The 16,120-nt window shown below is 53.3% G+C and carries 15 protein-coding genes; 6 read left to right on the top strand and 9 right to left on the bottom strand.

Annotation, left to right across the window (positions count from 1 at the left end):
• Positions 1–312: 312 nt before the first annotated feature.
• Positions 313–702: a DUF302 domain-containing protein gene (locus OEV49_03880; GenBank protein ID MDH3890199.1), complete on the bottom strand. Its 390-nt coding sequence runs from the start codon at positions 700–702 to the stop codon at positions 313–315.
• Positions 703–763: 61 nt separating this feature from the next.
• Positions 764–1,183 (bottom strand): OsmC family protein, encoded by a 420-nt coding sequence (locus OEV49_03885; protein MDH3890200.1) that lies wholly within the window; start codon positions 1,181–1,183, stop codon positions 764–766.
• 298 nt (positions 1,184–1,481) lie between these two features.
• Between OEV49_03885 and OEV49_03890 the strand changes: the two genes are divergently transcribed.
• Positions 1,482–3,074 (top strand): acyl--CoA ligase, encoded by a 1,593-nt coding sequence (locus tag OEV49_03890; protein ID MDH3890201.1) that lies wholly within the window; start codon positions 1,482–1,484, stop codon positions 3,072–3,074.
• 235 nt (positions 3,075–3,309) lie between these two features.
• Here the strand turns inward: OEV49_03890 and OEV49_03895 are convergent, their stop codons facing one another.
• A complete protein-coding gene (locus tag OEV49_03895; GenBank protein MDH3890202.1) occupies positions 3,310–5,433 on the bottom strand; it encodes a S9 family peptidase in 2,124 nt (707 codons plus the stop codon).
• Between the two features lie 139 nt (positions 5,434–5,572).
• Here OEV49_03895 and OEV49_03900 point away from each other — a divergent pair, with 139 nt between their 5' ends.
• From OEV49_03900 to OEV49_03910, 3 genes are all read left to right on the top strand, one after another.
• Complete coding sequence (locus OEV49_03900) at positions 5,573–6,568, top strand: phosphotransferase (protein MDH3890203.1); 996 nt, start codon at positions 5,573–5,575, stop codon at positions 6,566–6,568.
• A 607-nt stretch (positions 6,569–7,175) separates the two neighbouring features.
• Positions 7,176–7,691, top strand: coding sequence for a hypothetical protein (locus OEV49_03905; GenBank protein MDH3890204.1), 516 nt, complete (start codon positions 7,176–7,178; stop codon positions 7,689–7,691).
• A gap of 128 nt (positions 7,692–7,819) precedes the next feature.
• A complete protein-coding gene (locus tag OEV49_03910; protein ID MDH3890205.1) occupies positions 7,820–8,782 on the top strand; it encodes a DUF4097 domain-containing protein in 963 nt (320 codons plus the stop codon).
• A 160-nt stretch (positions 8,783–8,942) separates the two neighbouring features.
• On the opposite strand, the gene OEV49_03915 is transcribed toward OEV49_03910, so the two are convergent.
• Positions 8,943–9,485 (bottom strand): YfiR family protein, encoded by a 543-nt coding sequence (locus OEV49_03915; protein MDH3890206.1) that lies wholly within the window; start codon positions 9,483–9,485, stop codon positions 8,943–8,945.
• A gap of 277 nt (positions 9,486–9,762) precedes the next feature.
• Here OEV49_03915 and OEV49_03920 point away from each other — a divergent pair, with 277 nt between their 5' ends.
• Entirely contained in the window at positions 9,763–10,440 is a 678-nt protein-coding gene (locus OEV49_03920; GenBank protein MDH3890207.1) for a hypothetical protein, read from the top strand.
• Between the two features lie 84 nt (positions 10,441–10,524).
• Positions 10,525–11,016 (top strand): dCMP deaminase family protein, encoded by a 492-nt coding sequence (locus OEV49_03925; protein MDH3890208.1) that lies wholly within the window; start codon positions 10,525–10,527, stop codon positions 11,014–11,016.
• A 292-nt stretch (positions 11,017–11,308) separates the two neighbouring features.
• Here the strand turns inward: OEV49_03925 and OEV49_03930 are convergent, their stop codons facing one another.
• The 5 genes from OEV49_03930 to bshA form a co-directional block, all read right to left on the bottom strand.
• Positions 11,309–11,656 (bottom strand): GYD domain-containing protein, encoded by a 348-nt coding sequence (locus OEV49_03930; GenBank protein MDH3890209.1) that lies wholly within the window; start codon positions 11,654–11,656, stop codon positions 11,309–11,311.
• Positions 11,657–11,968: 312 nt separating this feature from the next.
• Positions 11,969–13,144: an FRG domain-containing protein gene (locus OEV49_03935; protein MDH3890210.1), complete on the bottom strand. Its 1,176-nt coding sequence runs from the start codon at positions 13,142–13,144 to the stop codon at positions 11,969–11,971.
• 133 nt (positions 13,145–13,277) lie between these two features.
• Positions 13,278–14,189, bottom strand: a complete 912-nt coding sequence (locus OEV49_03940) for a cation diffusion facilitator family transporter (protein MDH3890211.1) — start codon at positions 14,187–14,189, stop codon at positions 13,278–13,280.
• Between the two features lie 68 nt (positions 14,190–14,257).
• The gene (gene bshB1, locus OEV49_03945; protein ID MDH3890212.1) at positions 14,258–14,980 is read right to left on the bottom strand and encodes a bacillithiol biosynthesis deacetylase BshB1; all 723 of its coding nucleotides are present in this window, start codon (positions 14,978–14,980) and stop codon (positions 14,258–14,260) included.
• Positions 14,973–16,106, bottom strand: coding sequence for an N-acetyl-alpha-D-glucosaminyl L-malate synthase BshA (gene bshA, locus OEV49_03950; protein ID MDH3890213.1), 1,134 nt, complete (start codon positions 16,104–16,106; stop codon positions 14,973–14,975). The genes bshB1 and bshA overlap by 8 nt, the downstream gene beginning before the upstream one ends.
• Positions 16,107–16,120 lie beyond the last annotated feature (14 nt).

Below are 16,120 nucleotides of genomic sequence, written 5' to 3' on the forward strand. Positions count from 1 at the left end.
ACCGCCGGCAGCTGCGAAAACAAGAGTTCGAATAATCCTTCGTCGGTTCACCTGGAAACCTCCTTGTCTAACCGTCGGGTCACAACCTCCGCCTGTGGGAGCGTTGAAAGACCCATGATCCGTTGTGTCGGGTCCTGAACGCGTCGAAGGCGTAGTGGTGACCCGACACCTGACCCGATGTTGGATAGCCGCGGCGGGTCACACGAACCACGCTTAGCGCGTGGTACGCAGGACCCACCGCAACAACCTAGATAGACTTTTTCAGCATGCGCCTGTGGCGACACAAAGAGCGGTCGGATCATGCTCAATCGTCTAAACCGCCTCGGTCATAACCGTCTTGAGTGTTTCTTCAACGGTGGCGGCCAATTCGTTCAGTCCGGCCTCCGGCAGCATCTCAGCAATCACGCTCGGTCGCGCCAGTGTGACCACCGTTTGGTTGTCGTCCGTATAAACAGTAAACCGACAGGGCATGAAGAGCGCCACATTGATATCTTTCTGTGTGGCCTGGTGTGCAAAACCGGCGTTGCATATTTCAATAATCTTCAACGGTCCACGCTCGAACCCCTTTTCGGCCAGTGTTTCCTGAACGTTATGAACGGCCAGAACTCGAAATTGATGTTCCGGCGACAGTCGCTCAAGATTGGCGACCACTTCGTCGTATGGTTTGTCGGATTTCAGTTGGTAGGCAAGTCTGTCGGTCATAGTTAGGACTCCATTGGGCTTCTTTACGCTATTAGATACTGAACCGGCTGATTCGATTCACTCATTCTTCAGCTATCTCAAAACTCGAAGTGACTTTTGCCTCGGACTGCATTGTCTGGCTGACCATGCAGTATTTGCTTTCGCTCAGTTCGATAGCCCTGGCCAGCATGTTTGCACTGAGGTTGTCACCTTTGAAGCAGTACTTGATTTCGAAAGTATGGTACGGCCTGGGATAATCTTCGTTCTGGTGCGCCGTGACCTGAATTTCCAGAGAGCCAAGTTTTTGACGCTGCTTTTCCAACTGGCGCACGACATCAATCCCCGTACACCCGGCAATACCGAAGAGCAATAACTCCGGCGGTTTGAATCCGGCTTCACTGCCACCTGCCTGACGGCCGCCATCAGTCACGATTCTATGGCCGAACACGGAATCCCCTTCGAACTTAAGACCGCCCGTCCAGTGCATTTTCACCTCTAACATTCGTCCTCCTTCTCAGGCATCTTCCATCGATCAAAAAAATTCTGCCATCGGATCATCGATAGACACAACCGATTCACAAGTTACAAGTTCCGAAAATAGCCCTCCGGGGCCGCAGAAACAACAACTACCGAAATCCCAACTGCGTCGAGATCAGAACCCTGCAAAACCCTGTTAAAACTCACATAGTGAACTTGGCAACCAACACCGAAACTCTGTCGGACAGGCTCACCAGCAAGAAAACAGGTTTACAGAACGGTGGTGAAACTCTTACTATGTTCTGAGTGAACCAGTTTTTTGGATGCGGGAACTGTATTTGACCAATTTGTTCGACATACTACTGACCGGCGGCGCCCAGACTCCCGAACGAGTGGCTCTGTTTCACGGTGGAGAGAATGTAACTTATCGCGACCTGTTGGCCCGAACCGTGCGGGTCAGCCAGGCTCTGGAGAAGCTGCCGAGAGGGTCGAGGGTCGGCCTTTTGTGTGAGAACAGTATCACCTATGTTATCGGCTTCTTTGCCGTGAGCGCTGCCGGGCAAGTTGTCGTGCCGCTGGATACATCCCTTAAACCTGACTCGCTACTCAGAATCCTGAATGATTGTGGCGCTGCCGGATTGATCGTGTCAAAACGATTTGCTTCCACGCTTACGAAACTGACCGGCGAGAACTCACCGATAGAGTTGATAATCTCCGAAAAACCGGTCGAGTTTGAGAACCAACCGCCGGAGACTCTCTCCGTGGCCGAACTTTTGGATGGAACAGATGCTCCGTCTGTCCCGGATACAATTCAGACCAGGCTGAAACAACTGGCGTCATCCAAGACCGTTAAGCATGACGACCTGAAAGACTGCTCCGACGATTTAGCCGCGATATTCTACACCTCCGGCAGCACCGGCGCCGCCAAGGGTGTTATGCTATCCCATCGCAATCTGGTCTCCAACACGGTGGCCACAGTCGAATACCTGAACCTGACAGCCGATGACTCGATAATCGTGATCCTTCCATTATACTACATCTATGGCAACTCACTCATGCTGACGCATCTTTTGTGCGGTGGCCGAATGGTCATAGAGAACCGGTTCGCCTATCCGCAAGTGGTGATGCAGACGATGATCGAGCAAGAAGTCACCGGTTTTTCCGGCGTGCCCTCGAATTTCATGATCCTCTTGAACAATGCCGGTTTCAACTCTTCGGGCGTGCCGCATCTAAGGTATCTCACACAAGCCGGCGGGGCTATGCCGCCGAACATTATCGGCAATCTGCTTGATGCCTTTCCGAATCGTGAGATATTCATCATGTACGGCCAGACCGAGGCGTCACCTCGCATCAGTTATCTGCCGCCCGAGTTGTTGAAAACCAAAATCGGTTCGGTCGGTGTGCCGGTGCCGGGCGTAACCCTGGCCATCCATGATGAACAGGGACAACAGTTGCCTCAAGGCGAACTTGGTGAAGTTGTGGTGTCGGGTCCCAATGTCATGTTAGGTTATTTCAATCAACCCGAAGAGCAGGGTCAGGTCCTCAAGAACGGTCGCCTGTTTACCGGCGACCTCGGACGGATCGAGAGTGATGGTTTGCTGTGGCTGGTGTCGCGCCAGAAGGAGATCATCAAGGTCGGCGGCAATCGTGTCAGCACGCGCGAGGTGGAAGAGTGTCTGTTAACACATCCCCATATCACGGAGGCGGCCGTGGTGGGCGTGGCCGACGATATCCTGGGTGAGGCGCTTAAGGCGGTAGTGGTCCTTGGTCAAGGGCAGACGATTGAGACACAGACCATTCAGAAACATTGTCAGGCCCAACTGGGGGCCAACAAAGTACCCAAGCATGTCGTTTTCATGGACAGTCTCCCCCGCTACCAGTCAGGCAAGGTCAACAAACAAGCCCTCACCGACTAATGGTCGTAGATGATTGGCGTACTGAGTTGTACTGTAATCGAATGTTCCACTGGTTCCTGCGTTTGCCGAAGGCAAGCGTGTGAACCGGTGGTGCTGACGGTTGTTTGGCCGCAACGGCTTTCGTGGAATCGCAGGGTCACAACCGCGCCGGCGGCGTGATCAGGACCCTGCGAAACAGCTTAGTAATACAACTTTGTCCCTAATATGTTACTGTCAGAGAAGCGTACCGGTCTCGCTACTCTACGCCGAGGACATCCAGAATAAAGGCGTACTCAAGCGCGATTTCTTTCAGATAGTCATACCGTCCCGAAGAGCCACCATGCCCCGCGCCCATGTTGATCTTTAACAGCAACCTATTGTTGTCGGTTTTGGTGGCCCGCAATTTGGCCGCCCATTTGGTCGGCTCGAAGTACTGCACCCGCGTGTCGTAGAGGCCGCCGGTGATAAGCATGTTGGGATAGCCCTGTGCGATAACATTGTCGTAGGGTGAGTATGACATCATGTAGCGGAAGGCCTCTTCCTGATTGGGATCACCCCACTCCTCATATTCGATCACCGTTAGCGGGATACTGGCGTCAAGCATTGTGTTCATAACATCCACAAAGGGCACGTCGGCCACGGCCACTTTGCACAACGTCGGCGCCATGTTGACCACCGCACCGATCAACAGTCCGCCGGCGCTGCCGCCGGTGATGGCCATCTTTTCGTGACTGGTGTAGTTCTCTTTCACCAGATGGTTGCCGACGGCTATGAAATCGGTGAAAGTGTTCTTCTTGTTCATCAGCTTACCATCCTCGTACCAAGACCGACCCATCTCGCCGCCACCACGAATGTGGGCAATGGCGAAGATGAAGCCGCGATCGAGCAGGCTGAGGCGTTTGGAAGAAAAACGCGGGTCCATGCTGTAGCCGTAGGAGCCATAGCCATACAGATAAAGGGGGTGGCTGCCGTCTCTTTTCATGCCTTTACGATAGACCATGGACACCGGTATCTTGGCGCCGTCTTGGGCCGTCGCATACTGTCGTTCCGACGCATACTGGTCGGGATCATAGCCGCCCAGTACTTCCTTCTGCTTCATGAGTTCCGCTTCACGTGAACCCATGTCATAGTCGAAAACAGAACTTGGCGTGACCAGCGATTGGTAGTTATAACGCAGGGTTGGACTGTTGAACTCCGGATTGTCACCTATGCCGCAACGGTATATCGGCTCATCGAATTCCAGACGGTGGGTCTCCTGGGTCTTGAAGTCGAGCACCCGCAGTTGTTTGAAACCACCCTCACGCTCTGATATGGCCATGAAGTCTTTGAACATCGACAGATAGTCCAGCTTGACGGCCGGATTGTGTTCGATCAGATCGGTCCAGTTGTCGCGGGAGGGATCTTCTTCCGGTGCCGTTACCAGCTTGAAGTTCTTCGCCTCATCGTTGGTGACAATATAGAACTTGGTATCGTGATGCCAGGCTGAGTATTCCAGCTTGGGCCGGCGGGCCGAGATGACTTGGAACTGGCCGGTCGGATTGCCCGAGTCAAGGTACCAGACTTCCGAACTGGTTTCGCTGCCCAGTTCCAGCAGGAGGTACTTTTCATCTTTGGACTTGGCGATGTTCATCCAGAAACCTTCATCGGTTTCATGGAAAACCAGCTCGTCCTCTGAGTTATCCTGACCGAGTTGATGGCGAAACAGTTTGAACGGCCGCCAGGCGTCGTCGGGGACAGTGTAGAAAAGCGTACTGTTGTCGGCGGCCCATTCCACCGATCCGGAAATATTGGGAATCATGTCCGGGAAATGCTCACCGGTTTCCAGATTCTTCACGCGAAGGGTGTATCGCTCATTGCCTGCCGTGTCGGTTGAGTAGGCCAACAGTCGGTGATTGGGGCTGACCAGATAGGTCCCCAGGCTCATAAAATCGTGGCCTACGGCCAACTCGTTGACATCTATCAGTATCTCTTCGTCGGCCTCAAGGCTCCCTTTTTTGCGACAGTATATATCGTACTGCTTGCCTTCTTCGGTGCGATCATAGTAATAATAATCGCCATGCTTCACTGGTACCGACAGGTCGGTCTCTTTGATGCGCCCCAACATCTCGTCATAGATATCACTCTGCAACTGCTGGGTGTGTTGCATGACTTTGGCCGTGTACTCGTTTTCCGCTTTCAGGTAGTCGAGGACTTCCGGGTCAGTGCGCGAATCATCGCGCAACCAGGCATAATTGTCCACCATTTCGATTGAAAACATGGTGTCGACTTTTGGTTCTATTTTCGCCACCGGCGCCGGTTCGAGCCGTCGCCCGCAGCTGGTAAGACTGGTGGTCAGAGCGATAAGAGTCAGTATTGTTCTGAGAAACATCGAGACGCGCATTTGAGTATCCTCTCGGTTTAACTACCTGCACCTTGCAGAAACATGAGTATAGGCGACAACAACCGGCGCGTCAAGTCGTATAGGGCTGTATTGTGTGGAGAAAGCCAGATCAACCTCTGACGGAGAGTGAGTAGTACAAATGGACCCGGTAAGCAAGAAACTGTTTGATGATAACAAGGACGACATCCTCAACAAAGCCACCGCGCTCTTCGGCATCACGCCCGAGAACCTAAAGCGCCTTGGCGCCTTCGAAAGCATAGTGTATGAGTTTGAACGCGACGGCCGTAGTGCCATTCTCAAGCTAACGCACAGTCTGCACCGAAGCGTTGATGCCGTGCGTGGAGAGTTGGAATGGGTCGATCACCTGGTGGCCAACGGCGTGTCGTGCAGTCCGGTGGTTTTGTCCAGCCGGGGACAGACGGTGGAGAAGATAGATGTGGAGGATTCGTACTTCATCGTCTACGGATTCGAGAAGGCTCAGGGACGGCTTTCCGGTAAGGATGACTGGACCGAACCAATGATACGCACGTGGGGACGCACCCTGGGCCGTATGCATGCCGCAACGATGAGTTATGAACCGTCTGATCCAACTATCCGACGGCACGACTGGCGCGAAGAAGTCTCAATGTATGTTAACCGCCATCTACCATCGGAACAAACCGCCGTAATTGAGCGCTGCCGGGAACTCCAAAAGCGGCTTAGTGAACTTACCACGGATGGAGATACTTACGGATTAGTCCACAGTGATCTGCATCACGGCAATTTCTTTATCGCCGACGGGCGCATGACCGTGTTTGATTTTGATGACTGTCATTACGATTGGTTTGCTCATGATCTTGCTATGCCTCTGTTTTACGTGATGCGCAGCGCTGAGATGGAGCATGATAATGCCTTTGCTGAGTTCTTTCTCACCAACTTCCTGACAGGATACCGAGAGGAACACCACCTGGATAGCCGCGCGGGCGAGACGCTCCCGTTGTTTTTGAAGGTGCGTGAGATGGAACTGTACATAATCCTCCACGCCGAAGACGCATTCGAAGAAAATGATTGGTGTCGCAGGTTTGCAGAAGGTCGTCGTCAGCGAATTGAAGACGACCTTCCGGTACTCGACCTGGATTTTTCGCGCCTGCTCTGAGCGGCTCATATATCCCGATAAGTCTTATTTTTGCGGTACGTGTGTCCCGTGGGGTGGCCGCCTCAAACCTTGTTTGGGGCGGATGACAAGAACCACCCCCAAACCGAGTTTGAGGGTGCCACCCAGCCGTCAGCGAATTGAAGACGACCTTCCGGTACTCGACCTGGGTTTTGACCCGACATACCATTCAAGTGGTGTTGGGCGACCCCGCCCGACACTTTCCGTACTACCCAAGGACAGTCAGGCGAGTCGCTTGACTGTACCTGCTAACAGACAAATCCGGGTTCACCCCTCGACTCCGCTCGGGGTGAGGTGGGGCACTCAGGGTGATGATAAGATGAGATTGCCGCGGCACACAAGGCTTGCCTCGCAATGACGGAACAGTGCGCGAAAGGTGAAGGACATGACTTAACCGTGCGCGAAGTCGCAAGACCCGTCGCAATGGGCCATGGGGGCTTAGTCAACATTCGCGAACCACGGGGTCCATTCTCCGCTTGACACGAGGGTCGACGTTATTCTATTATAGAGCGGAAGATGATGCCCGTCCCGGCTGAGTCAACCTTGCGGGAGGGTGTTAGTCCGCACCGTTATTCGACAGGTGTGTCCCATGGAGTTCGAGAAACTTGCTGGATTGATTTTTGACGGCCTGACGCACAGGCTCCAGAGCCATCAAGGACTGACTGCGTTTGCGCGTGAGCGTGCCGATTTTGCCGGTTGGCTTGTCGTGGAGAGTTGTAAGGTTTTGCTCGAAGCCGACATGCATCCGGAGTTGGAAGCCCACAAGTTCGACCTGGCCTTCGGCGACTGGGCTATCAACGTGCATACTCTCACCACCAATTTCTCGCACCCCAAGGCTCCCCCGGTAAAGCGCCCGACCACCCGCCACGTCGAAGGGCTGATCAAAGATATTCTGAAGATATCCAACCCCGGGCGTTCGGTTGGATACTCGAAACGCGGCATCCTGTTTGTGGTTTTCCCGCTGGACCATGAGAACGAGCAATGGCAGTCTATCCATCTCAACCGGATCGTGGGTGAACTAACCCGTTTGGAGCAGCGACCGTTTGAGTTCGGCTCGGGCATTCCCGGCGTATTGTATTTTGGCCTTTGCTCCGCGCTTGGCTGAAACGAACCGCCGGCTCCCAACCACAGTCAAATGCAACCCCGCCACCACAGGTCCGTATATATTGCAGATAACAACCGGCATTTGACGTTCGCCGGAGCAGCGAGCAACGCACAGATCAGGAGGTTTCCATGTCGTCAGCGACAAAGACCATCGCCATTTTGGGATTACTTATGCTGGTCTTCAGCATGAGCGCTTTTGCAGGCCGTAAAGAGGTCGTCGAGAAGGAGTTCGACCTTAAGGAGTCGGTCCGCGTTAACACTGTCAGTGGCGACTTAATCGTCAAGCAGGGTGATGTCGACAAGATCCACGTCCACTTGGTCCACAATTATCGACCCAGCGGCTCTTTTGAGCCGGAGTTTGAAGAACGCGGCAAAGTCCTTAGGCTGAGCGAAAATCATTATGAGTCGAACAGCGGCAACTCCGTCTGGACAATTACCGTGCCCGCCGAAACGCGAGTCCGGTTTTCCACAGCCTCCGGTGATTTTGAAGCAACCGGTATGAACGGCCATCTGAGCGCTGAGACCGCCTCGGGCGATATGGTCATCGAGAGCTGTTCCGGCCGATTCGATTTCGAGACGGCCTCGGGCGACCTCCTTGCCATCGACTGCAATGGAGAGTTCGACTTCAGTTCGGCTTCCGGTGATGTCTCAATCGACCACTGCGACGGAACTTTTGAACTGGCCTCAGCCTCCGGTGACGTTGAGATTGAAGATTCAAAAGGGGAGTTCGAAGCCGGGGTGGCGTCCGGAAATGTCGAGGCAGAAGAAGTCGTTGTCACCGGCCACTCCATGTTCGAGACAGCTTCGGGCGATGTCGATGTTGTTCTGGGTGCCAGCAGTGAGTACGATCTGGTCTTGTCGACTGCGTCGGGATCGGCTACCCTGGACTACAACGGTCACCCCATCAACGGTTCATTCGAGTTCCTGGCCAGGATGCGCCGAGGACGGATCGTGGCTCCGTTCGACTTCGACGATGAGGAAGAGTTTGAACGGTGGGGACAAGACTACGTCCGCAAGAGTTTCAAACGTGGTAGCGACGGACCCATGATCGCTATCGAAACGGCTTCGGGGCGGGCCGAACTGGTAGAGTAGTAGCACAGTAGTTATTCAGGCGCCAAGCGGCGCCGGGGTTGATACCGATAGAAAAACGGCAGGAAGGCAACTTCCCGCCGTTTCTTGTGAACTGTATGTTCTGTTTGCAGATCGACCTGATTGGTCTTAGTCCAGCCTGGGCCGGTGGCTGCCCCGTCGTTCAGGAATTGTCGTCGGTACCAACCGCCATTTTCTCAAGCTTGGACTTGATCTTGAGCCCTTCATCGGCGGCCTGTTTGGCATTCAGTGTCGTGCGGACTTCCTGCTTCCCCCCCTTGTCGACAACATCCATGTGCAAAATGGTCTCGACATCGATGTCGCCGGTGCTGATCGTCAGAGTACTGGTGCCGGCCAGTTTCTTAAGATACTTTCGCACTTGTTTTTCATCAGTCAGCGAGTTTATGACGATATGGGCGTTTGAAGGTAGCAAATCACCGGCCACGATACGAACTCGAATCTTGCGACCGTCCGGCAGCTTGGTACGATTGAGTTCTTTGACCCGGGTAGCCAGTTCTGATTTTCCCAAAATGGCCACAAAAAACGGCTTCCCGTTGTCTGAGGCTTTGGCCGCAGGCCAGGAGACATAATTGTCAATGTCACTAATTATCGAAACCATCTGCTCCTGGATCGGATCTTCGACGGCGCTCAGGGTAGCGGCCAAGGCCAGCAGCAGAATAGTGAAAATGGACAGTCGCAAAGTCATAAAAGGTACCTATTGTCTTCCTTCTTTATACAATATCTATTCCTAATGATCGGTTTGCAAGCACGATTTTCTTAGTTCTCGCAAAACGCAGGCAGGGACTTAACACCGGCCATTTCGGCGGCACAAATCACAGTAGGGATTGCTTGATCTCGCGGCACACAAACCCTATTATACCTTTCAATGGATAAACAACGCCGCATCGGCGGGAGTTCCTAATAATGGTTAACATAGACCATCAATATCCTGCCGATCGTCGATTTGCCGGAGACCCCAAAAGGTGAAGACCCACCTAAATGCATGGCCGCTCGTTATGGGCGTAATCTTGATCTTGGCTCCAGTCTCGCCGACCCGGAGCCAGGACAAACCATTCGATGGCGTACCGAGATTTAGGACATACATTGCCGCAGACTACATCTATCAGGATTTCCCGGACGATTTTGACGGATTCAGTTTCTACAGCGATGGGATTAACCTGTACACTGTCCCAAAACTGGCGGCCGGTAATGGCTTTCGAATAGGGCTGGGATTCCGCGATCAGCGATTCGGCGCCGAAGCGTCCTATCAGATGTCCACCCACGCTACCGAATGGTTGGGCATTACGGGCGAAGCAATCCACCATGAGGTCGGCGCCGATGCCAGAGGGTACTTATTCCCGGGCGGTCCGGTGCAGCCTTTCGGTAAAATCGGCTTATTGCTGCATTTTCTGGTCTTGAAGGAAGGCGCTATTGATCTTGAGACCGACTCCCTGGATACGGTCAGAGAGATGTACGGCGGCGGAATTGGGCTCAGGTTGGCCGGCGGGCTCAGGTTGAACTTTACCGGCTCTGTGGCGATGCGCTCAGAAGCTGAGTTTCGAGTAGGTCGCTTTAGAACCCTGGCTGGACGGACTATCAACACGCTCTCGGCCAGCAATTGGGTATTCTCAGCGGGATTGGTGTATACTTTCGCTCGCTAGACTGGGAACCCGAAGAACGCAAATCCACGTGTCGACACCGAGTCAAATCTTGACCCCCGACCAACCGTTATCTATAATGAGTCCATGGTGACCAAGCGCGAAGATTACATAAGTTGGGAAGAGTACTTCATGGCCATCGCCCAACTTTCGGCCAGACGTTCCAAAGACCCCAGCACCCAGGTGGGCGCCTGTATCGTAAATGCGACCAAGCGGATTATCGGCATCGGCTACAACGGTTTTCCCACCGGCTGTTCCGACGACGAACTTCCCTGGGGACGGGAAGGCGACTTTCTCGACACCAAGTATCCGTTCGTCTGCCATGCCGAAATGAACGCCATCACCAACGCCGCCAACAAGCCGGATCTGGACGGCGCAACCATGTATGTTTCGCTCTTTCCATGCAACGAGTGCGCCAAACTGATCGTCCAGGTCGGAATCCGGGCGGTGGTGTTCTTGTCGGACAAGTATCACGACGAGGATATCTTCGTCGCGGCCCGCAGGATTTTCGACCTGGCCTTAGTCGAGTACCGCCAGATGACACCACAGCACAAAGACATCAAGCTGGTGCTGGAGTAGAGGTGGTGCTAAATCCGGATTAGTAGGACATCGTCTTAATCACTAATCTGAGCGCTCATTCTCCAACACTGCCCAGCGGGCGCCTTGTGTCACCCAAATTGTGGGTGCTGTCAGGCGACTCGCCTGACGGCTGTTGAGTGATCGCCGCGCACATTATTGGAGCAAAGCCTGACAGTAAGTGACGGCGCGCAAAGCGCAAGGAAGCGACTTGTCGCCTTGCCTGTGTCGGGGGGGGCGCCCAACACCACCCGCGAGGGCAACCTCTTCAGCACGATCACCGTAGGGTCTTCCGCTACGGATGTGGCTGGACTTCCTCGACATCTGTGTGCACCTCGTCGGCCAACGCTTGCAGACGCTCTTCAGGAATTGCGGACCAACTCTCCACTTGGAAAGCTGCTGTTCCGCTTACGATCATGGACACTTTGGCCGCCGTCTCTTCATCCGGCGCTTCATAGATATCCATGAAATCCCAGCCTCCCAAAAGCGCATACGAAGCCAGAAATCGGACTTCCGGGCACTGCCGTGCAACTTGGGTTCGCCAGGCGCGGCGCGTTTTGGGTCCCGATTTCATACTTGACGCCACCTCGATCATGCTGGGTCCCTGGATAGCAAGCCTGGACATAAGGACATACGTTCTCATGGTAACCTCCGGCTGTTTGCTGGCCTGCCGACTACCGGTGACAACGTACTGTATGAAGCTCAGCCGGTTTTACCGGCAGGCTCGATTGGTATTTCGTTGAAGTGTCATCTCAATGTGAACAACGTCCACTAATAAGATAACAGGGGTTTCTGGCTATACAAGGTGTTTTTCTTGATTTGTCATATCAGAGATGAGCATCAATCAACGGTATCGCCTTCTGTCTGCGATAGGCATTCTGATAGCCAACGCTGCAAACCGACGAACCACGGTACATACTAATCCTTCCATCTTCCGAGAAGTGGAAGTACCCAATTAGCCACGAGGCGCAAACTTTGAGTCACAAAAAGAATCGATTCTTTTATGGAATTCGCTTGCTGAAAGTCTCACTTTGACTAGCTCGGCGAACTCATTCTCTCCTACTATCCGAGCACCCAAGCCGATTGCGAGTTGAGATTTTCCACCTATCAAGATGGAGCTGTCGTGATCATCGTAGTGTCGAATGTACTTGAGGAAGGGAGCATACTTGAGAGAAGTTCGTATAATTCTCTTTGCCAATGCTACGGGGAATCGTTTTCCTATCAAAATGGCTTCATTCCTTTCCGTCGATTCGTCATACAACCCTTTTCGGAAGTAAGCTTTTGGAATACCGTCTTTGACAAGCGATTGCATGATCTTCGTTGAGATGTCCTGGTTTGGTTTGAAATCTCTTATGCGTACTTCTAGGCGCGGTCGTGTATCGAGGGATAGCCGATTGGTGGAGAACTCTTCTTGTTTTATTTGGCGGACAAGACCATCAATATCCGGGAAAAGCGAGAATTCGCTTACTCCCGAGTAGGTCAGAAATCTTATTGCCTCATGCACGCATTTCTCGTTGATAATCACTTTATCTAGAACATCTGGGTGGACACTCTCAAGTGGGATATCATACTCTCTATGGAGAGTGAAATAGGACCGTTGAGAACGCATTCGAGAATGTAACGGGCTCCCAAAAACGGCGCAAACATCAGCAGGAAATTCCTTTCTTTCAACCTCCTTAGCATTTATGAAGAAGTCGACATATCCATACTCAAAATCATCGTCGACATTTGCAATTACCCGCTGATTATACCACTTCTCATTCAAACTGTAAGGGTTGAGAATCCAAATGGCGGCTTTGCCTCCTCTTTTCATGTCCTTCACTGCGAAGTACAGTGCGACTGAAAAGCTTGTTGACCAATCGAGCAACCTTGTTGGAATGCCGTGATGTTGCATGAGAAAGAGGATATCCCAGGACTCGGCACCCGGGCGGATCAAATGCCCTCCATGAGACATGAATTTGTTGTAAACTCTATTCTCCGTTGGAGCAGTACTGTACTGCCGACCCAAAGACGGAACCAGCCTCCAATTAGCGTCTGACTGTCCTCGAAAGAATAGCTCATTTCTGTCGGCCTGCGGGTGGTGAGCAACGATGGCGTCGACTCGTTTGAGTAGCCTGGTCCAATCTGACATAAGACACCCTATCTACTACCTAACATGAACTCATAATACTATGCAAAGCCTACACAAATGTCAAGAAGACGATCCTTGCTCTGCTCATTTTGGAGTTTCTAACAGCAGCAGGTATCCCAACACATCCACCCAATCACTCTTTCAGTTCGGGATCGACGTGCACGATGACACGGGCTATCTGAGGTATCTCCGTCAACAAACGATGCTTGACCGTGGCGGCAATGTCGTGACCGGCACGAACAGTGAGATCGGGATTGACTACAATGTGAACCTCGGCAAAAACCTGCCCGCCTGACAGACGGGCGCGGATGTCATGCGTCTGCCTGACGCCGTCGGTAGACATGGCGGTCAGAGTCAGTTGTTTCATCACGGCTTCATCCGGAGCAGTGTCGATCACTTCTTTGGCGGCGGTCCACATCAATTCTGCGCCGACCTTCAGCACGAAAAAAGTGACGACCAGCGCAGCGTAGGCATCGGCCATACCCCAGGCCGGACTGAAATGGGCGCCGGTCACACCAACCAGCACAGCCACCGAACTGAGCGCGTCGGCCCGATGATGCCAGGCGTTTCCGATCAAGGCAAGACTCTTGATACGCCGTCCCACTCTTACCGTGTACCAATACAGCCCTTCTTTCAGCAGGACACTTACCAGGGCAGCAGCGATAGCGAAGTAACCCGGCGATGAATATTCATGTCGGTAGATAGCATCGATGGACCGATAAGCCAGCCCAATCCCGGTGGCTAGTAGAATAATCCCGGTCAGCATGCCGGCCACCGTTTCGATACGAGCATGTCCAAAGGGGTGCCCTTCATCCTCACCTTTGCGACCCCACTTCAGACCCAGCATGACAACCAGATCACTGAGCAGATCGGACAACGAGTGAATGCCGTCGGCGATCAGAGCCTGAGATCGTCCGAGTATCCCGGCCGACACTTTGATTATGGACAGGAACACATTCACGACCACACCCACCCAGGTGACCCGCATTCCGGCTGTCAAATCGGTATGGTTGGAGTTCATTTGGTTGTTGGATCTATCGTGCATCGCGATGTCTCCCCTGCCAAGTCCACCCATCGTTCGAAAAACTCACGGGACAGACAGTACTGATCGTATCAGATCGACTGCCCCGGCATCTTCTGAGGATCGTCATATCTAATCGGTTCTTTGATCGTGAATGCCTCGGCGTACCGCACACCGATCTGCTGACCCAGTTGGGCGGCCCGAATCCGTATCATTTCATAGACATCGACACCGGGCATAAAAATCCGTTTGGCCGCTATCTCTTCGGCAAACTGCGATTGGTAAGCCGCTATCGCCTGACACTTGGTTTCAAAGGATTCGGTGATGTCTACCAGGAACGAGTGATCATGATTTCGAAAGTAAGAGGCGTAGGCTATTTTGCGAGGTCTGAACGGCTCCCCTTCGACATCGATCTTTTTCAGACCGGCCAGAAAACAAGCGTCAAAACCCAGACGCGAACAGGCAGCATGGTCGGGATGACGTTGCTCCCAATGCGGCAGGACGACCAACTCCGGTCGCTTTTGCCTGATGACTTGAGCTATTTTCAGTTTGTTGGCCTGGTTGAACTCGACCGCGGAATCCGGCAGTGCGAGATTCCCACGCCAGGTGAGACCCATTGTTTCGGCGGCAGCAGCGGCTTCGGCGGCCCGATCGGTTTGATCTCCATAGGTCCCCATCTCACCGCCGGTCAGGTCAAGCGCGCCGGTCAGGCGCCCCATCGAAGCCATCTTGATCATGAAACCGCCACAGGTGATCTCGATGTCGTCGGGATGAGCAGCGATGGCCAGAATGTCAAGATTGGTCGGGTCAGTCATCGTGGATCTCCTGGTAGTAATCTTCATATTGCGACACAATCCGGTCGGCTGAGAATTTGGCCAGCGCGCGTTCGGCTGCCGCCTTCTTAAACTGTGTCAATCGATCAGAATCCTTCAACAAAGATATTGCAGCCCGAGCCATGGCTGAGGTATCTCCCACCGGCAGGAGGAAACCGTTTTTGTAGTCCTCGACAACCTCGGTCAGTCCGGTTCCGGAAGTACCTATTACCGGTACACCGCAGGCCAGAGACTCAAGCGCCGCCAGCCCGAAAGATTCCTCCTCGGAAGGTACCAGAAAGAGATCGGCGCACGGCATCACCGCCTCGACCCGACTTTGATTGCCCAGAAAAATCACGCGATCTCCCAGGCCCTTCTTGGTAACCTGCCGTCGGGCCAGAATAGTATCCGGGCCTTCACCGACCAGGACGAGTTTGGCCGGTAGTTCCTGATTGATTTTCTCGAATACATCGATCACATCGATGATTCGTTTGACCGGTCGAAAGTTTGAAATATGTGCAATCAGGAATTCATCATCGGTGACAAACTCAGACCGACAGCAGGCGTCGGCGCCCGGTTTGAAACGGGTGTCGTCGAAAAAATTGTGAATCACTCTGATCTCTTGGTCCAGATTGAAAACTTCAGTGGTCTCATCGGCCAGGTACTTCGAAACGGCTGTGACTCCGTCCGAAGATATGATTGAAAAGCGGGTTATATCAAAATACGACGGATCAGCCCCCACCAGCGTGATATCGGTACCGTGCAGAGTGGTGATTATCTTCGTGCTGTTGGCATCGCCGTTGGACTCCAGGAGTTGTTTGGCCAGCCAGGCGCAGATAGCATGGGGAATGGCATAGTGTACATGCATGATATCCAGCTTGAAATTGCGCGCAACCTCGGCCATCTTGGCCGCCAGAGTGAGCGTGTACGGAGGATACTTGAACAAGGGATAGGCTGTCATCTCCACGCCGTGGTACATCAGGTTGGCCTGATACTTGTCCAGCCTGAACGGCAGGGCATACGAGACGAAGTGCACCTGGTGACCACGAGCGGCCAATTGCTGGCCCAGTTCGGTCGCCACGATACCGGAACCACCGGCCGAGGGGTAACAGGTAATGCCGATCACCATAAGCCGACGGGCTT

Source organism: Candidatus Zixiibacteriota bacterium (assembly GCA_029860345.1).
Classification (GTDB): domain Bacteria; phylum Zixibacteria; class MSB-5A5; order GN15; family FEB-12; genus JAJRTA01.

What these genes read in the sequence shown, in the direction of transcription:
- OEV49_03880 (MDH3890199.1), bottom strand. Translation starts at nt 702, where the DNA reads ATGACCGACAGACTTGCCTACCAACTGAAATCCGACAAACCATACGAC.
- OEV49_03885 (MDH3890200.1), bottom strand. Translation starts at nt 1,183, where the DNA reads ATGTTAGAGGTGAAAATGCACTGGACGGGCGGTCTTAAGTTCGAAGGG.
- OEV49_03890 (MDH3890201.1), top strand. Translation starts at nt 1,482, where the DNA reads ATGCGGGAACTGTATTTGACCAATTTGTTCGACATACTACTGACCGGC.
- OEV49_03895 (MDH3890202.1), bottom strand. Translation starts at nt 5,433, where the DNA reads ATGCGCGTCTCGATGTTTCTCAGAACAATACTGACTCTTATCGCTCTG.
- OEV49_03900 (MDH3890203.1), top strand. Translation starts at nt 5,573, where the DNA reads ATGGACCCGGTAAGCAAGAAACTGTTTGATGATAACAAGGACGACATC.
- OEV49_03905 (MDH3890204.1), top strand. Translation starts at nt 7,176, where the DNA reads ATGGAGTTCGAGAAACTTGCTGGATTGATTTTTGACGGCCTGACGCAC.
- OEV49_03910 (MDH3890205.1), top strand. Translation starts at nt 7,820, where the DNA reads ATGTCGTCAGCGACAAAGACCATCGCCATTTTGGGATTACTTATGCTG.
- OEV49_03915 (MDH3890206.1), bottom strand. Translation starts at nt 9,485, where the DNA reads ATGACTTTGCGACTGTCCATTTTCACTATTCTGCTGCTGGCCTTGGCC.
- OEV49_03925 (MDH3890208.1), top strand. Translation starts at nt 10,525, where the DNA reads ATGGTGACCAAGCGCGAAGATTACATAAGTTGGGAAGAGTACTTCATG.
- OEV49_03930 (MDH3890209.1), bottom strand. Translation starts at nt 11,656, where the DNA reads ATGAGAACGTATGTCCTTATGTCCAGGCTTGCTATCCAGGGACCCAGC.
- OEV49_03935 (MDH3890210.1), bottom strand. Translation starts at nt 13,144, where the DNA reads ATGTCAGATTGGACCAGGCTACTCAAACGAGTCGACGCCATCGTTGCT.
- OEV49_03940 (MDH3890211.1), bottom strand. Translation starts at nt 14,189, where the DNA reads ATGCACGATAGATCCAACAACCAAATGAACTCCAACCATACCGATTTG.
- bshB1 (MDH3890212.1), bottom strand. Translation starts at nt 14,980, where the DNA reads ATGACTGACCCGACCAATCTTGACATTCTGGCCATCGCTGCTCATCCC.
- bshA (MDH3890213.1), bottom strand. Translation starts at nt 16,106, where the DNA reads ATGGTGATCGGCATTACCTGTTACCCCTCGGCCGGTGGTTCCGGTATC.